This is a genomic window from Streptomyces sp. P9-2B-2 (genome assembly GCF_030406865.1).
In the GTDB taxonomy this organism is placed as follows: domain Bacteria; phylum Actinomycetota; class Actinomycetes; order Streptomycetales; family Streptomycetaceae; genus Streptomyces; species Streptomyces platensis.
In genome coordinates this window covers 2,384,305-2,401,558 of the sequence record NZ_CP129126.1, presented here as the reverse complement: position 1 = coordinate 2,401,558, position 17,254 = coordinate 2,384,305, and the positions used below count along the sequence as shown (strand labels likewise).

Here is a 17,254-nt window from a genome sequence, read left to right as displayed (position 1 = left end):
CCGGCCGCCCCGATATGCGACCCTTCACCACCCACACCCCCGCAATCCGGGAGCCACTCATGACCGACGCCGACGACACCCCCACCGTCCCCACCACCGGCACCACCCCCGGAGCCCTTCCCTACGGGACCCCCGACACCCCCCGCCTCGCCGTACGCGGCGAAGCCCGCCTCGAAGTCGACCCCGAAATCGCCCGCCTCGCCGTCACCGTCAGCGCCCGCGGCACCGACCGCAGCACCGCCCTCGCCGACCTCACCCGCCGCAACGAAGCCGCCCTCACCCTCATCAAGAGCTACGGCGACGCCATCGAAAAGCTCGAAACCGGCACCTTCAGCCTCACCCCCCAGCTCACCGAAAAAGGCCGCCACGAACGCATCCGCGCCTACCACGGACGCGTCACCCACACCGCCACCCTCAACGACTTCACCCTCCTCGGCGAACTCACCACCCGCCTCGCCGACCTCGACCTCACCCGCGTCGACGGCCCCTGGTGGGCGCTGCGCCCCGACTCACCCGCCCACCGCACCGCCCGCACCCAAGCCGTCCACGAAGCCGTCCAGCGCGCCCGCGAATACGCCGAAGCCCTCGGCGCCCGCCTCGACGCCCTCCTCGAAATCGCCGACCTCGGCGCCGAGAACTCCGCCCCCACGGCCGCCCCCGCCATGCGCTCCTTCGCCGGCTACGGCGGCGCCACCCAGGAATCCGCCCCCGCCCTCGATCTCGAACCCCAGCGCCAGGCCGTCTACGCCCACGTCAACGCGCGCTTTACGATGACCCGTCCCGTACTGTGAGACCGCCCGCCGCGAGGGCTATATTCCGCTCATCGGAGCGCCTTCGCGCGCATTTCATTAGTTGTCAACAGCCTTTCATCAAGCGCTCGTTGGGCAGTCACTTTCTTACAGTTCCCTACCGCTCGGTAAGTCATAGAGTCGAAACATGCGCCGAGCAAAGATCGTCTGCACTCTGGGACCCGCCACCGACTCGTACGAGCAGATCAAAGCCCTCGTCGACGCCGGAATGAACATCGCCCGCTTCAACCTCAGCCACGGCACCTACGCCGACCACGAGGCACGATTCGACCGGGTCCGCAAAGCATCCGAAGAAACCCGCCGCAGCGTCGGCATCCTCGCCGATCTTCAAGGCCCGAAGATCCGCCTCGGCCGATTCCGCGAAGGCCCCGTACTTCTCGAACGCGACGACGAGTTCACCATCACCGTCGAGCCGGGCGTGGAAGGCGACCGCCAGATCTGCGGCACCACCTACGACGGCCTCGCCGCCGACGTCACCACCGGCGAATGCATCCTCGTCGACGACGGCAAGGTCACCCTCGAAGTCACCGGCGTCGACGGACCCCACGTCCGCACCAAGGTCATCGAAGGCGGCATGGTCTCCGACCACAAGGGCCTCAACCTCCCCGGCGTCGCCGTCTCCGTCCCCGCCCTCTCCGAAAAGGACCGGGACGACCTCCGCTGGGCCCTGCGCTACGGCGCCGACATCATCGCCCTCTCCTTCGTCCGCAGCGGCCGCGACATCGAAGACGTCCACCGCATCATGCGCGAGGAGAACCGCTTCCTGCCCGTCATCGCCAAGGTCGAAAAGCCGCAGGCCGTCGACAACATCGACGACATCGTCGCCGCCTTCGACGGCATCATGGTCGCCCGCGGCGACCTAGGCGTCGAAATGCCCCTCGAAACCGTCCCGATCGTCCAGAAGCGCGCCATCAAACTCGCCAAGCGCAACGCCAAACCGGTCATCGTCGCCACCCAGATGCTCGACTCGATGATCGACAACTCCCGCCCCACCCGCGCCGAGGCCTCCGACGTCGCCAACGCCGTCATCGACGGCACCGACGCCGTGATGCTCTCCGGCGAGACCAGCGTCGGGAAGTACCCCACCGAGACCGTCAAAACCATGAGCCGCATCGTCGAGGCCGCCGAGGAAGATCTCCTCGCCAAGGGCCTCCCGCCGCTCACCGAGGCCAACAAGCCCCGCACCCAGGGCGGCGCCGTCGCCCGCGCCGCCGCCGACATGGGCGACTTCCTCGGCGCCAAGTTCCTCGTCGCCTTCACCCAGTCCGGCGACACCGTCCGCCGCCTCTCGCGCTACCGCTCGCCCATCCCGCTGCTGGCCTTCACCCCCGACCCGGCCACCCGCTCCCAGCTCAACGTCAGCTGGGGCGTGGAGACCTTCCTCGGCCCGACCGTCAACTCCACCGACGAGATGGTCGCCCAGGTCGACGAGCAGCTCCTGCGGCTCGGCCGCTGCCAGAAGGGCGACGTCGTCATCATCACCGCCGGCTCCCCGCCCGGCGTCCCCGGCTCCACCAACCTCGTCCGCGTCCACCACATCGGCGAGGACGACTCCCCGAAGTAGCCCCACCCGCACCGCGCTCCCGCTGGGCCGAGGTACCTGACTGCCGTCCCTGTCAGTACTTCGGCCCGATGTGTTGATCCATGAGGGCGACGGAGGCCTTGCGGGCTACGGAGATGTTCTCGGCTTTGCGGGATTGCCGCGCCGGCTTCCACTCGACGGCGACCTTGTCGAGCGTGTCCGTGTAGAGCCGGAGGATGTCGGTGGACATGTTGGTGAAGAAGTACCGCGGGTACTCGTAACGCTTCCGTTTTCCGGCGACCGTACGGGTGGCCCAGTTGATGATCCGGCAGCCGTCGGAGTGAACGAGTCCGCGCAGGAACGCCCAGGGATGCTCGTCCACGATCTGCTGCTGCCAGTCTTCGAGCGTGATCCGTCGTTCGTGCTTCTTGCCGGGGCCGTGCTGGGGGAGGAGGCAGGGCCAATGGTGGCTGTAGCTCGTCACCATGACGCACCCTTGCCGCTGGATCACGCACACGCTGTTCATGGGGCGGACGTCCTTGACGGCTTGGCGGCACTCTCCGATCAGCCCGGGCCACGCGTCCGCACACGCGATGCGCAGCGCGTACCCGCCGCGGTGCGGCTGTCGGCTGAGGCACCCGTCTCCCAGGTAGAGGCCGAGTAAGTACGCGTACTGTTCGGCGGATTCCGGTAATCGCGGCGCGGGCTCACACCGAGGGCACTGCGTCGTACGGGAGATGGGCTCGATCCGGGTCCGCCAGGAGCGGATCGCGTACCGGGATATCCCGGTTTGCTTGCTCACCGAGTTGAGGCTGCGGCCTTGCTCGACGAGGGCGAGGGCCCGTTCGCGCGTTTCGCGGTCGTACATGAAGGCGAGCTTGAGCGCTGCCGTACCTTCGCGAGGCAATCGAAGAAATGTTCACCTGGGCGAGTGAAGATCGCCAACGGTTTGGAGACCTTGGAATCGAAGGTGAAGTGCCCCGGGTGGGACTCGAACCCACACTGAATACCTTTTGAGGGTATCGTCTCTGCCGATTGGACTACCGGAGCCCCTGCAATCCGAAGGATAGTGTAGCCCCTCGGTGACTCAAACATACAGGAGATAGGTAGGCTCATGGGGCACCACCTGCCTGGAATGAGGAGTCCCGTGAGCGCCGCCGAGCCCGAGCAGCCCGTCGCCGATGACGATCGGTCGCATGTCCCGCCGCTGACCACGCGCGTCGTGATCGCCGAGGACGAGGCCCTCATCCGTCTCGATCTCAAAGAGATGCTGGAGGAGGAGGGCTACACCGTCGTCGGCGAGGCCGGGGACGGGCAGACCGCCGTGGAGCTGGCCCGGGAGCACCGTCCCGACCTGGTGATCCTGGACGTGAAGATGCCGGTGCTGGACGGTATCTCGGCGGCCGAGAAGATCGCCGAGGAGAGCATCGCGCCGGTGCTGATGCTGACCGCGTTCTCGCAGCGTGAGCTGGTGGAGCGGGCGCGGGACGCGGGGGCGATGGCGTATCTGGTGAAGCCGTTCTCGAAGACTGATGTGGTGCCGGCGATCGAGATGGCGGTGAGCCGGTTCACCGAGCTGCGGACGCTGGAGAAGGAGGTCGCGGACCTCACCCAGCGGCTGGAGACCCGGAAGCTGGTGGACCGGGCGAAGAGCATTCTGCAGACGCAGTACGGGCTGACGGAGCCGGCCGCGTTCCGGTGGATCCAGAAGACGTCGATGGACCGGCGGCTGTCGATGCAGCAGGTCGCCGAGGCGGTCATCGAGGACGCCGAGGAGAAGAAGCAGCAGAAGGATCAGTAGGCGCTGCCGCGCGTGTGAGCGGCCCCGTACCGGTGTTGACCGGTGCGGGGCCGCTTTTGTTGGGGCGCGGGGCGGGTCAGTCCTCGCCGAGGTAGGCCTTGCGGACGGATTCGTCGTGGAGGAGGGATTCGCCGCTGCCGGAGTGGACGATGCGGCCGATTTCCATGACGTGTCCCTGGTCGGCGAGGGAGAGCGCGGCCTGGGCGTTCTGTTCGACGAGGAGGATGGTGGTGCCCTGGGAGCGGAGTTCGCGGATGGTCTCCATGATCTTCTGCATCATGATCGGGGAGAGGCCCATGGAGGGCTCGTCGAGCATGAGGAGTTTGGGGCGGGACATCAGGGCGCGGCCCATGGCGAGCATTTGCTGTTCGCCGCCGGAGAGGGTGCCGGAGGCTTGTTTGCTGCGTTCGCCGAGGATGGGGAAGAGCTCGTAGACGCGCTTGATGTCTTTCTCGATGCCGTCGGCGTCTTTGCGGAGGAAGGCGCCGAGCTTGAGGTTTTCGGCGATGGTGAGGCGGGGGAAGAGGCGGCGGCCTTCGGGGGAGTGGGCGAGGCCGCGTTCGACGATTTTGTGGGCGGGGACGCCGTTGAGCGGTTCGCCGTCGAAGGTGATCTTGCCGGCCAGGGGCTTGAGGAGGCCGGAGAGGGTGCGCAGGGTGGTGGTCTTTCCGGCGCCGTTGGTGCCGATGAGGGTGACGGCCTGGCCTTCTTCGACGGAGAACGAGATGCCTTTGACGGCTTCGATCTTGCCGTAGGCGACGCGGAGGTCCTCGACCTCGAGCAGTGCGGTCATGGGGTGTCTCCGGTCTGTCCCTGGGCCGGCCGGTCTGTGGGGGCCGTCCCGTCTGCTGCGTCGGGTGCTGCTGCCGGGGCCGGGGCGGGGGCCGGGTCCGGGGTGTCGGGGGCGGCCGGGTCGGGCGCGGCCGCGGTGTCCGTGGGCCGGTCCGGTGGTGTGACGTCCTCGACGGGGGTGCCCAGGTAGGCGGCGATGACGCGTTCGTCGGCCTGGACGACGTCCGAGGTGCCTTCGACGAGTTTCTGGCCCTGGACGAGGACGGCGACGCGGTCGCACATGTTGAAGATGAAGCGCATGTCGTGCTCGATGACGAGGACGGCGATGCCCTGTGCGCGGATGGCGAGGACGAGGTCCTGGGTGGCGCGGGTTTCCTGGGGGTTCATGCCGGCGGTGGGTTCGTCCAGCAGCAGCAGTCCGGGTTCGCTGGCGAGGGCGCGGGCGATTTCGAGCTTGCGTTGTTCGCCGTAGGGGAGGTTGCGGGCGAGGTGGTCGCGTTTGTGGGCGAGGCCGGTGAACTCCAGGAGTTCCATGGCGCGTTCTTCGCTGGTGCGTTCGGCCTTTTTGAAGCCGGGGCTGCGGAGGAGCGCGGACCAGAGTCCTTCTTTGGTGCGGGTGTGCCGTCCGACGAGGACGTTTTCCAGGACCGTCATGTTGGCGAAGAGGCGGATGTTCTGGAAGGTGCGGGCGACGCCGGCCTGGGTGACGAGGTGGGGTTTGCGGGAGAGGCGGGTGCCGCGGTAGCTAACGGTGCCTTCGGTGGGCACGTAGAGGCCGGTGAGGCAGTTGAAGAAGGTGGTTTTTCCGGCGCCGTTGGGGCCGATGAGGCCGACGATTTCGCCGGCGCCGACGGTGAGGTCGACGCCGCGTACGGCCGTGAGTCCGCCGAAGCGCATGGTGACGCCGTCGGCCTTGAGGACGGTGTCAGTGGCGGGTGCGAGGCTGGGTGCTGTGGTCATGGTCGTCACGCCTTTGCCTTGGTGGCGCCGAGGGTGGCGTCTGCGTCCGGGAGGCGCTGGTCGGGCACGTCGAGTTGGCCGGTCTCGTGGAATTCCAGCTGCTTCCTGCGGTCGGGGATGAGGCCCTCGGGGCGGTAGCGCATCAGGAGGACGAGGGCGATGCCGAAGAGCAGGAGTTGGTAGTCCTGGATGAAGTCGAGCTTGGCCGGGATGAGGAAGAGCAGGGCGGCGCCGACGAGGGGTCCGCTGAGGGTGCCCATGCCGCCGAGGATGACGGCGGCGAGCAGGAAGGCGGAGTTGGGCGGCTGCGGCCCGGCGAACTGGAACTGTTCGGGGGTGGCCGTGGTGACGACGTGGGCGTGCACGGTGCCGGCGAGTCCGGCGAGCGCGGCGCCGAGCGCGAAGGCCAGGAGCCGGAGCCGGAAGCTGTTGATGCCCATGGCGACGGCGGCGGTCTCGTCCTCGCGGATGGCGATCCAGGCGCGGCCGATGCGGGAGGCCGCGGCGCGCCGGAAGACGAGGACGACGAAGGCCGTCACGAGGATCATCAGCAGGTAGTAGTTGCCGTAGGTGGCGATGGGGATGCCGAGGATGGTGTGCGGCTCGCCGAAGTTGAAGCCGAAGATTTCCAGGTTGGGGATGTTGGGGATGCCCATGGCGCCGTTGGTGATGTCGGGGCCGGTGGTGCCGTTGAGGTTGAGCATGGCGATGCGGAAGATCTCACCGAAGCCGAGCGTGACGATGGCGAGATAGTCGCCGCGCAGGCGCAGGGTGGGGGCGCCGATGAGGACGCCGAAGATGAGCGAGGCCGCGGCGCCGGTCAGCAGGGCCGCCCAGAAGGGGAAGTGGAGCCCGAGGGCGGATTCGGGGGAGCCGGAGACGAGGGCCGCCGCGTAGGCGCCGACGCCGAGGAAGGCGACGTAGCCGAGGTCGAGCAGGCCGGCGAGGCCGACGACGACGTTGAGGCCCAGGGCGACGGTCGCGAAGATCAGGATGTTGGCCCCGATGATCGTGTACTGGTCGGTGTCCTGGGTGAGGGGGAAGCAGGCGGCGGCGACGAAGGCCGCGCCGAGGGCCACACCGCGGTGGGTGTGGGTGAGTGCGGTGAGCCGCGCGATGAGACCGGCCCGGTTGAGGGCGGGGATGGCCAGCACCATGAAGATCAGGTAGCCGACGAAGGGGGCGCCGTCGTCGGTGTCGATCCCGTAGGTGAAGACCAGGAGCCCGGCGGCGAAGGCGGCCGCGATGATCAGGATCTCGGCCCAGGAGGGGAGTTCGAGGGTGCGCCGCCGTAGGGGGGAGGCGGCCAGGCTCGCGGTGAAGCGCTGCCACGGGTTGGCGGGCGGTGTGTCGGGGACCTGATCGGGTGGCAGCGCGAGGGCGCCGGCGACGGTGATCAGGGAGGCGATCCCGGCGACGGCGCCGCCGGGTTCGAGGTTGACCAGGCCGTGCAGCTCGACGGCGATGGAGAGCAGGGTGAACCAGGTGGCGGCGAAGGTGGCGAGGGCCGCGAGGAGGGTGGGGGCGTTTCGTCCCGCCGGGGTGAGCCATTGCAGGCCGCGGACGCCGAGCGCGGAGCAGGCGAGGAGCAGGGTGAGGAGGCCGCCGACGAGGGTGACGATCTGGAGGCCGGCGGGGGAGAGGTAGTAGGTGAGGTCGCCGGGGAAGTCGCTGCTCCAGGTCCAGGCGAGGGCGGTGCTGGCGGTGGTCGCCAGGGCGCCTGCGGCGGTGATGAGGCGCGCGGTGCGCTCGGGGAGCGGTATCAGGCCGCGGGCCGGGGTGGTGGTGTGGGTGGTCATCGGTATCACGCCCGATCCGCGACGCGTTCGCCCAGGAGGCCTTGTGGTCTCAGGAGGAGTACGAGGATGAGGAGTACGAAGGCCCAGACGTCCTTCCAGGCTCCGCCGCCGAATTGCTCCATGCCGGGTATTTCCTCGATGTAGGCGGTGGCGAGGGCTTCGGCGACGCCGAGGACGACACCGCCGAGCATGGCGCCGTAGATGTTGCCGATGCCGCCGAGCACGGCCGCGGTGAAGGCCTTGAGGCCCATGATGAAGCCCATGCGGAACTGGACCTCGCCGGTGCGCAGTCCGTAGGCGACGGCGGCGACCCCGGCGAAGGCGGCGCCGATGGCGAAGGCCAGGACGATGATGCGGTCGGTGTTGATGCCCATGAGCTTGGCGGTGTCGGGGTCCTGCGCGGTGGCCTGCATGGCGCGGCCGCTGCGGGTCTTGGCGACGAAGAAGCCGAGGGCGATCATGCAGGCGGGGGCGGCGATGAGGACGAAGACGTCGCCGCGCTGGACGGTGGCGCCGAGGATGTCGAAGGCGTGGCCCTTGAACTGGGGGAAGACGCGGGCCTGTTTGCCGTCGGGGTACCACTTCCAGATGGCTTGCTGGAGGGCGATGGACAGGCCGATGGCGGTGATGAGGGGGGCGAGGCGTGGGGCGCCGCGCAGCGGGCGATAGGCGAATCGTTCCGCTGCGATGCCGACGAGGACGGATACGGCGATACCGCCGAGGAGCATGATCGGCAGGGCGAGGGCGAGTGAGGTTCCGGCGGGCAGTGCGAGGAAGACGCTGAGCGCTCCGAAGCCGCCGACCATGAAGATCTCGCCATGGGCGAAGTTGATGAGCTGGACGATTCCGTAGACCATCGTGTAGCCGATCGCGATGAGACCGTACATCGCGCCGAGGATGAGTCCGTTGGCCAGCTGTTGCGGCAGTTCGCTCACCGCAGGGCCTCCGTTGCGTGGGAGTGAGGAGAAGCCGGGGGGTTCCGGTGTGCCACGGGCCGCGCCAGGGTCGTTGGTGCGTCCTGGCGCGGCCCGTGGTGATGAGGAGTGGTGCGGTCGGTCAGCTCTTGTCGAACTTCTTGAATTCGGCGCTGAAGCGGGAGGCCCACTTCCCCTTGTCCACCTGGTAGGCGGTGATCATGGTGTTGGTGGTGTCGCCGAATTTGTCGAAGGCGATGGGGCCGGTGACACCGTCGAAGGTGACCTTGTTCATCGCGTCGACGACCTTCTTGCGGGCGTCGTCGGGGAGCTTGCCGTCGCTGTCCTCGACGACCTTCTTCACGGCCTGGATGATGGCCCAGGTCGAGTCGTAGGTGGAGCCGCCGTAGGCCTCGTAGGACTCCTTGAAGCCGCCTGCCTTGTAGTCGGCGATGAACTTCTTGGCGGAGGGGAGTTCCTCGACGGGCTTGCCGACGGAGGAGGCGTAGTCGCCCTGAGCCTTCTTGTTGAGCTTGATGTAGTCGCCGCTGTACATGCCGTCGCCGCCCATGAGGGGAACGGTGACGCCGCCGTCCTTGAGCTGCTGGCTGAGCGGGCCGGAGGCGGGGTATTCGCCGCCGTAGAAGACCAGGTCGGGCTTGGCGGACTTGACCTTGGAGACGACGGCCTTGAAGTCACGGTCGTCGGGGCTGACGTGTTCGGTGCCGGCGATCTTTCCGCCGAGCTTGCTGAACTGGTCCTTGAAGGAGGAGGCCAGGCCGACGCCGTAGGTCTTCTGGTCGTCGATCACATAGGCCTTCTTGACCTTCATCTTCTCCCACGCGTACTGGCCGTCGAAGGCGCCCTGCACCTCGTCCGTGGTGGCGGTGCGGAAGTAGGTGGGGAAGGGGCGGACGCGCTTGTTCTGCTTCCAGTCCTTGCCCTGGGTGAGGTCGGGCGTGGTGTTCGCCGGCGAGATCAGGGTGAGGTTGTTCTGCTTGGAGACCTGCTGCATGGACTGGGCGACGCCGGAGTTGAGCGGGCCGACGACGCCGAGCACGTCCTTGTCGCCGGCGAGTTTGGTGGCGTTCTGCTGGCCGACGTTGGGGAGGGCCTTGTCGTCGAGGGCTTCGAGCTTGAAGGTGACGCCCTTGACCTCGCCGGCCTTGTTGGCGTTGTCGATGGCGAGCTGGGCGGAGTTGCGGATGCCCAGGCCCAGGGCGGAGAGCTCGCCGGTGGTGGGGGCGTCGAGGCCGATGACGACGGTGGTCTTGGAGCCGTCGCCGCTCTTGTTGTCGCCGCGGGAGCCGCACGCGGAGAGCGTGAGGGCGCCGGCGGTGACTGCGGTGGTGAGGAGAAGCAAGGAACGGTGACGCACGATCAGTCCTTTCCCTGGCGCGGCCACGGCTGTCGCATGGCCGTTCCGCGGCCGGGCGGGCTGGGGCGCGAGGGTGCGTGCTCCGTCAGCGGGCCCGGCGGCGCGGTGACTGGCGGTGACTCTAAGCCGGTGTTCGCCGCATCGGCAGAGGCGCCGACCAGGATGTGACGCTCTTGTTATGACCTTCGATGAGCGTTATGCCGTTATGGTCCTTACACCGCAGGGCGAACGCGGTGCGGAGGGTGAACTCGCACTTCCACGGGGGGATGGGGCGCGTGGTGACGGAACGGCGTCCGGATAGCGGATGCGCCGGTCAGGGTGGTGCCGATGCCCGTGGGGGGTACGGGAGTTGCGTCGGATGACGCACGGCGCGGGGGTTACTCAGAGTTACGGATACGCGGACGGCCCCGCTCCCGGAACCGGGAGCGGGGCCGTGACGGCGGCGGGCGGAGTGCCGGCCGGGGTGGCTCAGGCGCGGTAGGCGTCGGCGTCCACCTCGCGCAGCATGCAGGTCAGCCGGGCGGTGCAGACCCGCTTGTCCTGTTCGTCGGTGATCACGATCTCGTAGGTGGCGGTGGAGCGGCCGCGGTGCACGGGGGTGGCGACACCGGTGACCAGTCCGGAGCGCACGCCGCGGTGATGGGTGCAGTTCAGGTCGACGCCGACGGCGAGCTTGGTGGGGCCGCCGTGCAGCATGGCGCCTACGGAGCCGAGGGTCTCGGCGAGGACGGCCGAGGCGCCGCCGTGCAGCAGTCCGTAGGGCTGGGTGTTGCCCTCGACGGGCATGGTGCCGACGATGCGCTCGGGCGCGGCTTCGGTGACCTGCACGCTCATCCGCTCGCCGAGGTGGCCGGCGGAGAAGAAGGAGGGCAGGTCGAGGCCGAGGCCGGCCCACTGGTCCAGGATCTCCTGCGGAAACTTGGTGGTGCTGCGCTCACCCATGCCTACGGCTCCGTTCGCTCGCCCGTGATCGTCGTCGATCCGTGCTGTTCCTATCAGGCTCCTGAGCAAGCGCTCAGCGCGGGGTCGTTGTTCCCGCCCGGCCGCCCCGTGGGCGGTCAGTCCTCCCGGGGGCTCTCCAGGCGGATCACGATCGACTTGGCGGCGGGGGTGTTGCTGGTGTCGGCGGTGTGGTCGAGCGGGATCAGGACGTTGGTCTCGGGGTAGTAGGCGGCCGCACAGCCGCGGGCCGTCGGGTAGTGCACGACGCGGAAGCCGGGCGCGCGCCGCTCGCTGCCGTCCGTCCATTCGCTGACCAGGTCGGTGTACGCGCCGTCGGCCAGGCCCCGTTCGCGGGCGTCGTCGGGGTGGACGAGCACCACCCGGCGGCCGTTCTTGATGCCGCGGTAGCGGTCGTCGAGGCCGTAGACGGTGGTGTTGTACTGGTCGTGGGAGCGCAGCGTCTGGAGCAGCAGCCGCCCTTCGGGGGCGGTGGGGTATTCGACGGGCGCGGCGGTGAAGTTGGCCTTCCCGGTGGCGGTGGGGAAGCTGCGCTTGTCCCGGGGGGCGTGCGGGAGGGCGAAGCCTCCGGGGCGGGCGACCCTGGTGTTGAAGTCCTCGAAGCCCGGGATGACATGGGCGATACGGTCGCGGATCGTCGCGTAGTCCCGCGCGAACTCCTCCCAGGGGGTGCGGCTTCCGGCGCCCAGGACACGGCGGGCCAGCCGGGCGACGATGGCCGTCTCGGACAGCAGCTGGGGGCCGGCGGGTGCCAGGCGGCCGCGGGAGGCGTGCACCATGCCCATGGAGTCCTCGACCGTCACGAACTGTTCGGCGGGCGCGCCGTTTGGGCCGGTCTGCACATCGCGTTCCGTACGGCCCAGCGTCGGCAGGATCAGTGCGCGGGCGCCGGTGATCACATGCGAGCGGTTGAGCTTGGTGGAGACATGGACGGTCAGCCGGGCGCGGCGCATGGCGGCCTCGGTGACGTCGGTGTCGGGGGTGGCGGAGACGAAGTTGCCGCCCATCGCGAAGAACACCTTGGCCTGCCCGTCGCGCAGCGCGCGGATGGCGCGGACGACATCGAGCCCGTGCTCCCGGGGCGGGGCGAAGCCGAACTCCTTCTCCAGGGCGTCGAGGAAGGCGGGCGCGGGCCGCTCGAAGATGCCCATGGTGCGGTCGCCCTGGACGTTGCTGTGGCCGCGTACGGGGCAGACGCCGGCGCCGGGGCGGCCGATGTTGCCGCGCAGCAGAAGGAAGTTGACGACTTCCTGGATGGTGGGGACGGAGTGCTTGTGCTGGGTCAGGCCCATGGCCCAGCACACGATGGTGCGCTTCGAGGCGAGGACCATGGCGAGCGTGCGGTCGATCTCCGCGCGGGTCAGGCCGGTGGCGCGCAGCGTCTCGTCCCAGTCGTCATCGGCGCGGGCCGTGCGCGCGAACTCCTCGAAGCCGTGGGTGTGTTCACGGATGAAGTCCTCGTCGAGGGCTCCCTCGGTGTCGAGCACGAGGCGGTTGAGGGCGCGGAAGAGTGCCTGGTCCCCGCCGAGGCGTACCTGGAGGAAGAGGTCGGTGAGCGCGGTGCCGCCGCCGGCCAGACCGCGCGGGGTCTGCGGGTTCTTGAAGCGCTCCAGCCCGGCCTCGGGCAGCGGGTTGATCGAGATGATCTTCGTGCCGCCGGCCTTGGCCTTCTCCAGGGCGGTGAGCATCCGCGGGTGGTTGGTGCCCGGGTTCTGGCCGGCGACGATGATCAGGTCGGCCTTGTAGAGGTCCTCCAGGAGGACGCTGCCCTTGCCGATGCCGATGGTCTCCGTCAGGGCGGAGCCCGACGACTCATGGCACATGTTGGAGCAGTCGGGGAGGTTGTTGGTGCCGAATTCGCGGGCGAAGAGCTGGTAGAGGAAGGCGGCCTCGTTGCTGGTGCGCCCGGAGGTGTAGAAGACGGCCTCGTCGGGGGAGTCGAGGGCGGTCAGCTCCTCGCCGACGATGTCGAAGGCCCGCTCCCAGGTCACCGGCTCGTAGTGGTCGGCGCCCTCGGCGAGGTACATGGGGTGGGTGAGGCGGCCCTGCTGGCCGAGCCAGTAGCCGCTGCGGTCCGCGAGGTCGGCGACGGAGTGCGCGGCGAAGAAGTCCGGGGTGACGCGGCGCAGGGTGGCCTCTTCGGCGACGGCCTTGGCGCCGTTCTCGCAGAATTCGGCGGCGTGCGGCTTGTCGGGCTCGGGCCAGGCACAGCCGGGGCAGTCGAACCCGTCCGGCTGGTTGACCCGCAGCAGGGTGAGGGCGGTACGGCGCACGCCCATCTGCTGCTGGGAGATGCGCAGCGCGTGAGTGATCGCAGGCAGCCCGACGGCGGCGTGCTGGGGTGCGCTGACCTGGGGCGCGTCCTGGATGGGGTCCGACGCGGGCGGCTTGCCTGCCATGGCGCTCTCCCTTGAGCCGTGAGCTGCTCCGCCGCACCGGCGGATCGTTGCGGTACGCATCAGATCCTGTCACGGACCTACGAGGCGGTGTAGGGGTGATCGTTGCAGGGGCGGGCCGGGGCGGATCCCGGGCGTGCGGAGCGGCCCGGAGCGGTGTGCGGGCGGGTGTGTGGCGCGGTGTACGGCGGGGGCGGAGCGGTGTACGGCGAGGGGCCGGGGCCGCCGCGGCAGGGATTGTCAGTGGGGCGTGGCAGGATCGGGGGCGTGGCAGCAAAGGCAGCGAAGAAGAGCGAAGCGACCGGGACCGAAGCGGCGGCGGGCGGTCGTCCCCGCCTGCTCCTGATGGACGGGCATTCCATGGCATACCGGGCGTTCTTCGCCCTGCCCGTGGAGAATTTCACCACCGTCACGGGACAACCGACCAATGCGATCTACGGCTTCGCGTCGATGCTCGCGAACACCCTGCGCGACGAGGCGCCCACGCATTTCGCGGTGGCGTTCGACGTCTCCCGCAAGACCTGGCGGTCCGAGGAATTCGCGGACTACAAGGCGAACCGTTCCAAGACGCCCGACGAGTTCAAGGGCCAGGTCGAGCTGATCGGCGAGATGCTCGACGCGATGCGGGTCAAGCGCTTCGCGATCGAGGGCTTCGAGGCCGACGACGTCATCGCCACCCTCACCGAGCAGGCCACCGCGCAGGGCTTCCACGTCTCGATCGTCACCGGCGACCGCGACTCCTTCCAGCTGGTCTCCGACGATGTCACGGTCCTCTACCCCACCAAGGGCGTCTCGGAGCTGACCCGCTTCACCCCGGAGAAGGTCTTCGAGAAGTACGGCCTGACCCCCGCCCAGTACCCGGACTTCGCGGCGCTGCGCGGCGACCCGTCCGACAACCTCCCCGGCATCCCGGGTGTCGGCGAGAAGACCGCCACGAAGTGGATCAACCAGTTCGGCTCGTTCGCCGAGCTGGTGGAGCGCGTCGACGAGGTCAAGGGCAAGGCGGGCGCCAACCTCCGCGAGCACCTGGACGCGGTGAAGCTCAACCGCCGGCTGACGGAGATGGTGCGCGATGTCGAGCTGCCGTGCGGCCCGGCCGAGCTGACCCGTGAGGCGTACGACCGCGACGCGCTCGCGGTCCTCTTCAACGCCCTGGAGATCCGCAACCAGGGCCTGCGCGACCGGCTGCACGCCGTCGACCCGGGCGCCGCCGAGGCCGCCGACGAGGCCGCCCCGGCCCCGAGCGTCGAGGTGGACGGCACCGTCATCGGCGCGGGTGAACTCGCTCCGTGGCTGGCCGCACACGGCACCGGACCGCTCGGCGTGGCCACGGTCGACGTGTGGACCCTGGGCAGCGGCAGTGTCGCCGAGGTCGCGCTGGCCGCCGCCGACGGCCCGGCCGCCTGGTTCGACCCGTCGCAGCTCGACGAGGCCGACGAGCGCGCCTTCGCCGCCTGGAGCGCGGACGCCGCCCGCCCCAAGGTGATGCACAACGCCAAGGGCCTGATGCGGGTCTTCGGCGAGCACGGCTGGACCATCGACGGCGTCGGCATGGACACCGCCCTGGCCGCCTATCTGGTCAAGCCGGGCCGCCGCTCCTTCGCCCTGGACGCCCTGTCCGTCGAATACCTGGGGCGTGATCTCGCCCCGGCGGCGGCCGGTGACGGCCAGTTGGCGTTCGGCGCGGACGAGGAGGCCGAGGCGGACGCCCTGATGGGGCAGGCCCGTACGGTCCTCGATCTGGGGACGGCGTTCGAGGCGAAGCTGGCCGAGGTCGGTGCGGCCGAGCTGCTGCGCGAGGTGGAGCTGCCGACCAGTGTGCTGCTGGCCCGGATGGAGCGGGCCGGTATCGCCGCGGACCGGGGCTGGCTGGAGCGGATGGAGCAGCAGTTCGCCGGTGCGGTGCAGCAGGCCGTCAAGGAGGCGCACGCCGCCGCGGGCCACGAGTTCAACCTGGGCTCTCCCAAGCAGCTTCAGGAGGTCCTCTTCGGCGAGCTGGGCCTGCCCAAGACCAAGAAGACCAAGACGGGTTACACCACCGACGCCGATGCGCTCGCGTGGCTGGCCTCGCAGACCGACAACGAGCTCCCGGTGATCATGCTCCGGCACCGTGAGCAGGCCAAGCTGCGCACGACCGTCGAGGGCCTGATCAAGACCATCGCCGCCGACGGCCGGATCCACACCACCTTCAATCAGACCGTGGCGGCCACCGGCCGGCTGTCCTCCACCGACCCCAATCTCCAGAACATCCCGGTGCGCACGGACGAGGGCCGGGCGATCCGCCGTGGCTTCGTCGTCGGCGAGGGCTTCGATTCGCTGCTGACCGCCGACTACAGCCAGATCGAGCTGCGGGTGATGGCCCATCTCTCCGAGGACGAGGGCCTGATCGAGGCGTTCACCTCCGGTGAGGACCTGCACACCACCGTCGCCTCGCATGTCTTCTCGGTCGACAAGACCAAGGTCGACCCGGAGATGCGCCGCAAGATCAAGGCGATGTCCTACGGCCTGGCGTACGGCCTGTCGGCCTTCGGCCTCTCCCAGCAGCTGGGTATCCAGCCCGATGAGGCCCGCAAGCTGATGGACAACTTCTTCGAGCGCTTCGGCGGGGTGCGCGACTACCTCCAGCGCGTCGTGGAGGAGGCCCGCGCCACCGGCTACACGGAGACGATGCTCGGCCGCCGCCGCTATCTCCCCGATCTCAACAGCGACAACCGCCAGCGCCGCGAGACGGCCGAGCGGATGGCGCTCAACGCCCCGATCCAGGGCACCGCCGCCGATATCGTCAAGATCGCGATGCTGCGGGTCGACGCGGCGCTGCGGACCGCGGAGCTGGAGTCCCGGCTGCTGCTCCAGGTCCATGACGAAATCGTCGTCGAGGTGGCCCCCGGCGAACGCCGGCAGGTCGAGGAACTGGTCCGCCGCGAAATGGCCGCCGCGGCCGAACTGAGCGCCCCGCTGGACGTCTCGGTCGGCTTCGGCAAGGACTGGGAGTCCGCGGCCCACTGAGCCGGGATACGGGTGGTGGCGCGAACGCCCCGCGCCACCACCCGCCGCATCACCCAACCCGGCCCGCACCGCGGCGAATTGCGATGCGTCCGGACCGCCCGCCGGTGGCTTGAAACCGGTCGTCGCCCGGCGCGTCATGGAGCGTGTTCCGCCCGGAAGCCCTGTGCTTTGATCACCGCGTGATGCGTCGTGCGGCCCGCGCCCTGGGCACCTATGTCTCCCGTAGCCCGGTCACCGTCGGCTATCTCGCCCTGCTGCTGGCGACCCATGTGTGGTGCACCGCGGTGCTGTCCACCGCGGAGGCCCAGCGGGTGCTGCTCGGCGTCAGTACCCATCTGGACAACCTTCAGGACCGCCCGCTCCGAGTGCTGGCGGGCAGCCTGCTGTTCTTCGACGGCACCCTGACCGAGATCGCCTCCGAGGCCTTCGCCGGCACGCTGATCACGCTCGGCCTCGGCATCGCCGTGAGCCTGGCGTGGCTGGAACGGCGGTACGGACCGGGGCGCGCCTACGGCATCTTCCTCCTGGGGCATCTCGCGGCGACGCTGCTCACCGTGCCGGTGATCCAGGTGGCCCTCGCCCACGGCTGGTACCCCGACAGCGTCCGGCACGCCACCGACTTCGGCATCAGCTACGGGGCCGAGACGGTGCTCGCGGCGGGGGCGCTGCTGCTGCCCCGGGCGCGCTGGCTCGCGGCGGCCGGAGTCGTCGCCTGGCCGGTGCTCGGCGGCGACTGGAGCGGGGTGCTGCCCGACTTCACCACCATCGGACATCTGCTCGCGGCCGCCATCGGCTTCGTCTGCGGCGCCTTCCTGCTGCGGGCCGCCCGGCGCACCGCCCCGGCCCCGGTACCGGAGGCCGGCCCGGCGCTCGTCGAGTAGCCCGACGGGCGCGGCGGCGCGGGCGCGGGGGCGAGC

General features: G+C 69.5%; 13 protein-coding genes and 1 tRNA gene. 5 read left to right on the top strand and 9 right to left on the bottom strand.

Annotated elements, in window-relative coordinates; all coding sequences use genetic code 11:
• Positions 1 to 59 precede the first annotated feature (59 nt).
• Together QT196_RS10425 and pyk are read left to right on the top strand one after the other, a co-directional pair.
• The gene (locus QT196_RS10425) at positions 60 to 791 is read left to right on the top strand and encodes an SIMPL domain-containing protein (protein WP_168478618.1); all 732 of its coding nucleotides are present in this window, start codon (positions 60 to 62) and stop codon (positions 789 to 791) included.
• Positions 792 to 936: 145 nt separating this feature from the next.
• A complete protein-coding gene (gene pyk, locus QT196_RS10420; RefSeq protein ID WP_168478617.1) occupies positions 937 to 2,373 on the top strand; it encodes a pyruvate kinase in 1,437 nt (478 codons plus the stop codon).
• 52 nt (positions 2,374 to 2,425) lie between these two features.
• Here the strand turns inward: pyk and QT196_RS10415 are convergent, their stop codons facing one another.
• Both QT196_RS10415 and QT196_RS10410 read right to left on the bottom strand, forming a co-directional pair.
• Complete coding sequence (locus QT196_RS10415) at positions 2,426 to 3,199, bottom strand: transcriptional regulator (RefSeq protein WP_290356634.1); 774 nt, start codon at positions 3,197 to 3,199, stop codon at positions 2,426 to 2,428.
• A gap of 108 nt (positions 3,200 to 3,307) precedes the next feature.
• A tRNA-Leu gene (locus QT196_RS10410) sits at positions 3,308 to 3,381 on the bottom strand.
• A 97-nt stretch (positions 3,382 to 3,478) separates the two neighbouring features.
• Between QT196_RS10410 and QT196_RS10405 the strand changes: the two genes are divergently transcribed.
• A complete protein-coding gene (locus QT196_RS10405; RefSeq protein ID WP_211117329.1) occupies positions 3,479 to 4,132 on the top strand; it encodes a response regulator in 654 nt (217 codons plus the stop codon).
• 76 nt (positions 4,133 to 4,208) lie between these two features.
• Here the strand turns inward: QT196_RS10405 and QT196_RS10400 are convergent, their stop codons facing one another.
• From QT196_RS10400 to QT196_RS10370, 7 genes are all read right to left on the bottom strand, one after another.
• Positions 4,209 to 4,925 (bottom strand): ABC transporter ATP-binding protein, encoded by a 717-nt coding sequence (locus QT196_RS10400; RefSeq protein ID WP_168478615.1) that lies wholly within the window; start codon positions 4,923 to 4,925, stop codon positions 4,209 to 4,211.
• The gene (locus QT196_RS10395; protein WP_290354789.1) at positions 4,922 to 5,884 is read right to left on the bottom strand and encodes an ABC transporter ATP-binding protein; all 963 of its coding nucleotides are present in this window, start codon (positions 5,882 to 5,884) and stop codon (positions 4,922 to 4,924) included. Before QT196_RS10395 ends, QT196_RS10400 begins: the two co-directional genes overlap by 4 nt.
• A gap of 5 nt (positions 5,885 to 5,889) precedes the next feature.
• Positions 5,890 to 7,683 carry a branched-chain amino acid ABC transporter permease gene (locus QT196_RS10390; RefSeq protein WP_168478613.1) on the bottom strand — a complete coding sequence of 598 codons (1,794 nt, stop codon included), beginning with the start codon at positions 7,681 to 7,683 and terminating at the stop codon, positions 5,890 to 5,892.
• A gap of 5 nt (positions 7,684 to 7,688) precedes the next feature.
• A complete protein-coding gene (locus tag QT196_RS10385) occupies positions 7,689 to 8,618 on the bottom strand; it encodes a branched-chain amino acid ABC transporter permease (protein ID WP_168478612.1) in 930 nt (309 codons plus the stop codon).
• Between the two features lie 121 nt (positions 8,619 to 8,739).
• Positions 8,740 to 9,960 carry a branched-chain amino acid ABC transporter substrate-binding protein gene (locus tag QT196_RS10380; RefSeq protein WP_168483670.1) on the bottom strand — a complete coding sequence of 407 codons (1,221 nt, stop codon included), beginning with the start codon at positions 9,958 to 9,960 and terminating at the stop codon, positions 8,740 to 8,742.
• A gap of 483 nt (positions 9,961 to 10,443) precedes the next feature.
• Entirely contained in the window at positions 10,444 to 10,917 is a 474-nt protein-coding gene (locus QT196_RS10375; protein ID WP_168478611.1) for a hotdog fold thioesterase, read from the bottom strand.
• Between the two features lie 116 nt (positions 10,918 to 11,033).
• On the bottom strand, positions 11,034 to 13,334 hold the full coding sequence (locus QT196_RS10370) for an FdhF/YdeP family oxidoreductase (RefSeq protein ID WP_266730249.1): 2,301 nt from the start codon (positions 13,332 to 13,334) through the stop codon (positions 11,034 to 11,036).
• A 264-nt stretch (positions 13,335 to 13,598) separates the two neighbouring features.
• Between QT196_RS10370 and polA the strand changes: the two genes are divergently transcribed.
• Together polA and QT196_RS10360 are read left to right on the top strand one after the other, a co-directional pair.
• Complete coding sequence (polA, locus tag QT196_RS10365) at positions 13,599 to 16,337, top strand: DNA polymerase I (RefSeq protein WP_266730247.1); 2,739 nt, start codon at positions 13,599 to 13,601, stop codon at positions 16,335 to 16,337.
• A 182-nt stretch (positions 16,338 to 16,519) separates the two neighbouring features.
• Entirely contained in the window at positions 16,520 to 17,218 is a 699-nt protein-coding gene (locus QT196_RS10360; RefSeq protein WP_168483669.1) for a rhomboid-like protein, read from the top strand.
• The last annotated feature ends 36 nt before the right edge of the window (positions 17,219 to 17,254 follow it).

Coding starts and splice junctions, on each gene's coding strand:
- QT196_RS10360 (WP_168483669.1), top strand. CDS start 16,520: ATGCGTCGTGCGGCCCGCGCCCTGGGCACCTATGTCTCCCGTAGCCCG.
- QT196_RS10400 (WP_168478615.1), bottom strand. CDS start 4,925: ATGACCGCACTGCTCGAGGTCGAGGACCTCCGCGTCGCCTACGGCAAG.
- QT196_RS10375 (WP_168478611.1), bottom strand. CDS start 10,917: ATGGGTGAGCGCAGCACCACCAAGTTTCCGCAGGAGATCCTGGACCAG.
- QT196_RS10425 (WP_168478618.1), top strand. CDS start 60: ATGACCGACGCCGACGACACCCCCACCGTCCCCACCACCGGCACCACC.
- pyk (WP_168478617.1), top strand. CDS start 937: ATGCGCCGAGCAAAGATCGTCTGCACTCTGGGACCCGCCACCGACTCG.
- QT196_RS10370 (WP_266730249.1), bottom strand. CDS start 13,334: ATGGCAGGCAAGCCGCCCGCGTCGGACCCCATCCAGGACGCGCCCCAG.
- QT196_RS10395 (WP_290354789.1), bottom strand. CDS start 5,884: ATGACCACAGCACCCAGCCTCGCACCCGCCACTGACACCGTCCTCAAG.
- QT196_RS10415 (WP_290356634.1), bottom strand. CDS start 3,199: ATGTACGACCGCGAAACGCGCGAACGGGCCCTCGCCCTCGTCGAGCAA.
- QT196_RS10390 (WP_168478613.1), bottom strand. CDS start 7,683: ATGACCACCCACACCACCACCCCGGCCCGCGGCCTGATACCGCTCCCC.